The organism is Aestuariibacter salexigens DSM 15300, from assembly GCF_000429145.1.
GTDB lineage: Bacteria > Pseudomonadota > Gammaproteobacteria > Enterobacterales > Alteromonadaceae > Aestuariibacter > Aestuariibacter salexigens.
Genome location: NZ_AUBH01000021.1, coordinates 1 through 6,413, shown reverse-complemented (window position 1 = coordinate 6,413; position 6,413 = coordinate 1). Strand labels below are relative to the sequence as shown.

The 6,413-nt window shown below is 45.9% G+C and carries 8 protein-coding genes and 1 rRNA gene; 2 read left to right on the top strand and 7 right to left on the bottom strand.

Features of this window, described 5'->3' with window-relative positions:
• Positions 1-90, bottom strand: a 16S ribosomal RNA gene (locus G441_RS0116380); the annotation flags it as partial.
• Positions 91-488: 398 nt separating this feature from the next.
• On the opposite strand from G441_RS0116380, the gene G441_RS0116375 reads away from it, so the two are divergent.
• Entirely contained in the window at positions 489-1,250 is a 762-nt protein-coding gene (locus G441_RS0116375) for a hypothetical protein (protein ID WP_026377338.1), read from the top strand.
• Positions 1,251-1,293: 43 nt separating this feature from the next.
• Here the strand turns inward: G441_RS0116375 and G441_RS18965 are convergent, their stop codons facing one another.
• From G441_RS18965 to G441_RS0116345, 6 genes are all read right to left on the bottom strand, one after another.
• Complete coding sequence (locus tag G441_RS18965) at positions 1,294-1,608, bottom strand: nucleotidyltransferase family protein (RefSeq protein ID WP_051275673.1); 315 nt, start codon at positions 1,606-1,608, stop codon at positions 1,294-1,296.
• Positions 1,605-2,024, bottom strand: a complete 420-nt coding sequence (locus G441_RS0116365; protein WP_026377337.1) for an HI0074 family nucleotidyltransferase substrate-binding subunit — start codon at positions 2,022-2,024, stop codon at positions 1,605-1,607. Before G441_RS0116365 ends, G441_RS18965 begins: the two co-directional genes overlap by 4 nt.
• 128 nt (positions 2,025-2,152) lie before the next feature.
• Positions 2,153-3,865, bottom strand: coding sequence for a tetratricopeptide repeat protein (locus G441_RS0116360; RefSeq protein ID WP_034475451.1), 1,713 nt, complete (start codon positions 3,863-3,865; stop codon positions 2,153-2,155).
• 24 nt (positions 3,866-3,889) lie between these two features.
• On the bottom strand, positions 3,890-4,300 hold the full coding sequence (locus G441_RS18960) for a DUF2304 domain-containing protein (RefSeq protein ID WP_051275671.1): 411 nt from the start codon (positions 4,298-4,300) through the stop codon (positions 3,890-3,892).
• Between the two features lie 4 nt (positions 4,301-4,304).
• A complete protein-coding gene (locus G441_RS0116350; RefSeq protein WP_026377335.1) occupies positions 4,305-5,024 on the bottom strand; it encodes a glycosyltransferase family 2 protein in 720 nt (239 codons plus the stop codon).
• A gap of 33 nt (positions 5,025-5,057) precedes the next feature.
• Positions 5,058-6,209 (bottom strand): glycosyltransferase, encoded by a 1,152-nt coding sequence (locus tag G441_RS0116345; protein WP_026377334.1) that lies wholly within the window; start codon positions 6,207-6,209, stop codon positions 5,058-5,060.
• Between the two features lie 109 nt (positions 6,210-6,318).
• On the opposite strand from G441_RS0116345, the gene G441_RS19735 reads away from it, so the two are divergent.
• Positions 6,319-6,413: sugar phosphate nucleotidyltransferase (locus tag G441_RS19735; protein ID WP_276201947.1), on the top strand; the 95-nt coding region annotated here is incomplete at its 3' end.

Here is a 6,413-nt window from a genome sequence, read left to right as displayed (position 1 = left end):
AAGTGCAAGCACTTCCTGTTACCGTTCGACTTGCATGTGTTAGGCCTGCCGCCAGCGTTCAATCTGAGCCATGATCAAACTCTTCAATTAAATATCGAAATATGAATTTTTGGTTCGTTGTGACACTCATCTTCACGAGTGCCCACACAGATTGTCTTGTATCTAATTTTTAAAGAACATGTGCTGCTTCGCAGCACTGCTTGAGTCTCCTCAAGCGGGACGCGCATTCTACGCTTTCCCTTTTGTTTGTCAACGCAAAATTTTAGTATTTTTCGTGTGACGTTTTGTGCTTCTTTCAAAGCGGCGCGCATTGTATCGACTCATAACTTTTGGTCAACCCCAATACGCAAAGTTTTTTAAAAAAGAGCAATACTTCTTTAGTAGCATAGGAAATTGTTCGTTAACATGATAGTTTGTTAAAAAAACGTTAATTGAACGACTTTCAAGGACGGTTGTCTGACAGTTTGACGTAAAGAAAGGTGTGAGACATGCGTACTGTAGTAAAAGTGGCGGCGGTCGTGTTGCTATGTAGTAATTTTGTCGTCTTTGCTGAGCAGCAAGACCACTCAGAACCGTCAATGCTGACTGAATCATTTATTAAACGTCAGGTTGAGCAAAGCTTATCGCCAGGTCGTGCGGTAAGCAGCATTATCCGGAATTACCCTAGCGAAGTAATCGATGTTGTCAGCATCGCGCTGGATCTGTATCCGGATAAGTATCGAGAAATTATTTATGCCGCCGTTTCAGCTCAGCCTTCTTCCTCTGAAGATATTGTCACAGTCGCCATTGAAAAAGGTATAACCGAATGTACTTCTATTGTGGAAACGGCGATTGCGGCTGAACCAAGTTACGTCAATTTTGTGGTTAATGCAGCGGCCAATTCTACGCCAGGGGATATAGAAGATATCGTCAGGATTGCGGTTGTCACCGAGCCAGATTCTGCCGACCGCATTGTGCAATCACTTTCTCAGGCACATCCCAATAAAATGGTCGATATTCTCGCCACAGCAATGGGAGCCGTGCCCTACGTTGGCGAATACATGGTAGATGCATTGTTGGCTGTATTTCCCGCTCAGGCTGAAGAAGTCATTACCACGGCGGTGAGAGAGTCTCACGAAAACCGTGCTGAAGTGAGCAAAATTATAGATAGTGCATTAAGTGCTGGCGTTGATAGAAAAGATATAAAACAGTTCGCTCTGAACGCTGGCCTGTCAGAAGACGAAGTAAACGACGCACTGAAAGAAAAGTAGCCCTCAATCAGCTACGTTTCTACATCACTACACTATTTAGTAATTAGAGCGGACGAAGCTCGGTATCTATCGCCCGTTTAAATTCTTCACTTAATTGTTCATATTGAACGATGTCAACGAATACCGGTAAATCTGATTCTGAAAGTTCATCTTTTATTTTTGTGATGTCTTCCGAAGATAAAGGAGGGCCTTTAATGCACACATCAATATCCGAGAAGTCTGTGTGCATTTGGCGGCTACGTGATCCAAACAGGAACATTGAATGCTTATTCGATAAATATTTATCACAAATCGTTTTGACTACTGAAAACCATTCACTTGACGTCGTGCTGGATTGATGTGAAGGCAGAGGGATCATTGCCTATCTTCCAAAGCGGTGAGCAATTCTTCGGCATCCGGTAGCATTTTCCTGGCAATATCGAAAACGGCGTCAGCCGTCTTTTGTTCGTACATATGAGAGGTTTCATTTCGTGCGCGATGGTATGAGAACCATGCGTCAGGTGCAGTAATCATCCCCTTCTTTGCAGCCAGCCGGAAGAGATCTTTTCGGCTTAGCGTATTGATAAACTCGGTACCTTCCTCCTCAATAAGTTGACGACGAAGCATTTTCCAACTGACTTCATAGGTAAATTCAAAATGCTGAATGATGCCTGCCTTGATTGTATTTGCCTGCGCCTCATTTAACGAGTTAAAAAATGCTGCATCCTCAAACGTGGACATTGCATTTTTAAATGAGGAAATGGCCTTCCTCAAAGGAGAAAGATCTAGTAACAATGTAGGCCTCAATTACCAAGCGAACTGGGTTTTAGTCTGTGCTTCCTGCAAAGAAACGTCAAGCTTTGAAAGCGTTCGATGCGAAGACAGCATCTATCTTAAACCACTTATTTTTTACGACAGTTATCCTACCCCTGCTTCTCCGCTATCATCTGCTGCAGTTGCAATGCCTTTGGCTGATCGGGCACCCGCATCAAAATACTTTGCACCACGCGCATTGCCTCACTGAGCTGATCGGTTACAAAAAGTGAATACCCGTAAGCAATGGAACCATTGATTGGCACGACACCATATTGTTCCGCTTGTTTGAACTGCGCAGCGGCCTGGCCGAACTGTTGCAGGTTTGCATAGATGACACCCAAGTTAGAGTGCACCGCAGCGCGGGCCGAAGGGTGAAGCGTTTTTTGCAGCAATTTCTCACCTAATTGCAGGCCTTCCTGGTACTTTCTTGCACTAATCAAGATCGCCAGATGGGTATTGACCATAATGCCATCTAGCGTGCCGTCGGCGCTATCGTAAAGCCTGTCCATATGCGCAAGCGCTGTATTTAGCTCGCCTTTCTGATAGTGAATTTTAGCCATTTCATGCAGCACGCGTGCACTGGAAGGATTGTGTTTGAGTTCATGGGCATAAAATACAGTAGGATCGTTCCACTGCGCATTACGTTGCACAGTCAGATACGAGAGCGGTACTACAATTGCCAGTACCAGCGAAGCTGAAATAACACGCTGATAACGCGGCAATCGGGTTAAGACAACTCCGATAAGCGCAACAACAGCCATCATCAGGCCAACATCCGGCAAATAAGTACGATGCTCAAAGGCAATATCGGTTATAGGTATTACACCCGATTCAATTAAGTGCGCAATGTAATAAAACCCTACGCCAAAGGTGATAACAGGCGAGAGCCTTTTCGCCCAGAGTGCAAAACCAATAAGCGCAAGGTGGGCAGCGCCCGCTATCATCGTCTGCGTAGTGGAAAAACTGCCTATCTTGAAAGGGTATTCCAACATCAATGGATAAGGCCAGAACACTTTACCTATATACACCCACAGCACACTTAACTGAGTAGTGAAGTAATCCCAGCGGGTCATATCGCGATTTTCACGAGTAAGCATATCGATTTGCTGAATAACATCAGGCGCAGCCAGCAAGACAGCGATAACCGAAAAACCAGCAGCAACGGCGAGTATCAAGGCACGCTTCATCGTTAATGTGAAAAAGAACAGCAATTCAATCAAGACGATAACGCCAAACAACGTAAAGGCATTCTGCTTGGTGAAGACTGCGAGCAATGCCGCCGCAGCACATAGCAGCAACCAGCCAACTCGAGCAAACGTTTGTTCAGTTTGTCGAAAAGCAATATAGGAACATAGACTTAAAAGATAAAACAGAGTGACCAGTGACGCCAGACGCTGAACTACGTAAGTCACCGCCTGCGTATGCAATGGATGCGAGATGAACAGCAGTGCAACAATGAATGCCATCCAGTTAATCGATGCGGGCAGTGTAGCCTTGTCAGTAGCCAGCGATAGAATTTGTCTGCTCAGTGCAAAAACTAACAAACCGTTAATCGCATGAATAGCGATATTCACAACGTGATAGCGAGTGGTTTCCAGCCCTACCGCCTGAAAATCCCACCACAAGGTGATGTATCCGACGACCCGCAAACCATAGGCTTGCCACAGACTGGCAAAACTCGCATCCACAAAATTAGGGTTAGAGATAATGGAGCCCTCATCATCCAGATAAAACGGCACAGTGAGGGAGTTGAAATATAGGCCTATCGCAGTCGCAATTAGTAATAGAACAAAGGCCGGCATTGTCCATTTGCTGGTCATCACATGCTCCTGACGGTAAACAGATCAGTCGTTATGTTGATTTACTTTAGGTGATTGGGATTCGCGCTGGTCATTAAAACGCGCTTTTACCACTTTGCGCTCGCTTTCCATCATGCCTTCGAGTATCGCCAGCCTTTGCACCACACGATCTAACTTAGTTTGCAGCTTCTGTCTTTCAATATCCATCAGTAGGATCTTGATAAGCGCGGCGCCCAAAGCTACCAGAATGGCAATGATGGGTGGATAGCCAATGCCTAACGTTTTGCCTACCCAATCAATGGTTCCGGGGAAAAAGCTTACAAACAACACAAGCAACGCGACGGCGAACCACCGTGCAGCAACGACCGGTGAAATATGGTCGCGACGTGTAAGAAACACAATCGTGACACTCAACACAGCCCCAATAAAAGCGGATATTAGATTTACGTTCGACATTAACCTAGTCTTTTGCTAAACGTTCAGCGACCTTACGCGAGTGGCCGGGAAAAGCCTTGGTCGAGCTTAAAATGAGAGTGTATAACAAATAGCGGATAACCGCGAACCAGGAATAAAAAATGCGGGATATACCATCCTTACGTCGGTTCATGGTTACGGGCACTTCGATACATTTAAGCTGTAGATTACGCAGTAGAAGCAGAACACCCACATCCTGATATTCAAACATCGTCGCTTGCCGCGATGCTAATGCTTTCATCGCTGAACGACTGTAACAGCGAAAACCAGAGGTGAGATCAAATACTGGCAAACGTGTAATGGTTTTAAATATCCGCCAGGCGATATGCCTTCCAGCGCTCCCACGAGAGGTACACGAACCAATCACTACATCGAAACCTTGCTCGGCAGCAGCGACAAGCGTTTTCACATCTTCAGCCCTATGCTGACCATCGGCGTCGAGCGTGACCACGCGATCAAAGCCTTTTTTGTGCGCAAATCGGATCCCGGTTTGCGTCGCTCGCCAGGCGCCCATATTGGTTACATGGGGGAACACCATTGCACCATGTTTTTCAGCTATCGCGCGTGTATCATCGTCACTGCCATCGTCCACCACAATAACTTGTGCATCAACGTGTTGATGCAGATCACTCAATACCGAGCCGAGCGTCATTGCCTCGTTTTTTGCTGGGATAATAATCGCGGTGTTGTGTTCAGATATACTCATGGCCGCGATTGTAGCTTCAAAAATACTGAATAGCTATTCAGATTGCTGCAACACAGACTGATAGATATTATCAACTTCGCTGGCAACCGCACGAATTTCAAAGCGCTCGATAAAGCGCTCACGCCCAGCGATGCCCAGTTTTTCACATAGAGCGGGATCATTAGCAAGTCGCTCAATGGCAGAAGCAAGTTCGTCTGCATTTGAAGACGCTACCACCAACCCCGTTTTTTCATGCTGAACCACCTCGCTCATGCCAGAGCCTTCAACGTCCGTGCAAATACAGGGTTTGCCAGCTCGCATGGCCTCCAGCAATACCAAGCCAAAGGCTTCTGTTCGCTCTATGGAGGGAAGGACAAGTGCATCACAGGATGCCATTAGCTTAAGCACCTCTTCATTGCTCGCATTGTAAATAAAACTGACTTTGTCGTTCAGCTCCAAATTGGATGCCTGGGACTCTAACGTGCCCTGTAGGTCACCTCCCCCTACAATGGTTAAATGGATTTCGCCGCTGACTTTTGTCAGCGCATCAATAAGATAGCTATGTCCTTTATAATAGGTCAGGCGCCCTACGCAAAAAAGAGAAAGGCCTTGCCCGCTGCTTTTCTCACTTTCGATCTGGACATCAGGCAATCCCAACGGCACTACCCGACACTTTTCTGTAAAGTCTTGAAGTGGCGTACTGGAATCTAAATACTGCTGTGAGGTGGTGATAATCGCAGCAGTGCGACTCAACAGACGTCGCTCAAAAATATGGTAGATAGGATAAAGCAGTTTAATGCGCCAGTCCGGCACTGCCCCCACTACATCGCTGTGCCAGTGTATGACCCATGGCAGCTTTCTGGCTGAACGAGAAAACAGCAACCAAAAGCACGTCGCATTGGGCATATGCAGGTGAAGCAGGTCAGGCTTTTCTTGTTTGATAATCTTGCGAAGAGAAAAAAATGCCAAAAGAGATACAGGAACAAACAACGCAATAAACTGAATAGGTAAGCGGTGAACAGTAATCCCATCCAATGTCTCTTTTTTAAAGCCACGCCCTAATTGGTGTTGGTGTACAATAGCTGAAACGTCGTACCCAATACTTCTTTGGGCAAGCATCAAAGCACGCATCATGTTTTCGATGCCGCCATGGAACGGGGAGTAGTATTTGCCGAGGTGGAGTATTTTTTGTTTCTGTACGTCCATATTTACCGGAACATTTTCTAAATATCTATTATAGAAATAGTCAATACTGGACTTAGATAACAGTATAAGTAGACTTGCGCACAATGTCGAAGGGTCAAGAGTACATGGAATGAAAAGAAAAGGGATCATTCTCGCCGGTGGTACAGGCAGTCGTTTACATCCACTGACCATGGTTGTTAGTAAACAGCTGATGCCAGTGTACGA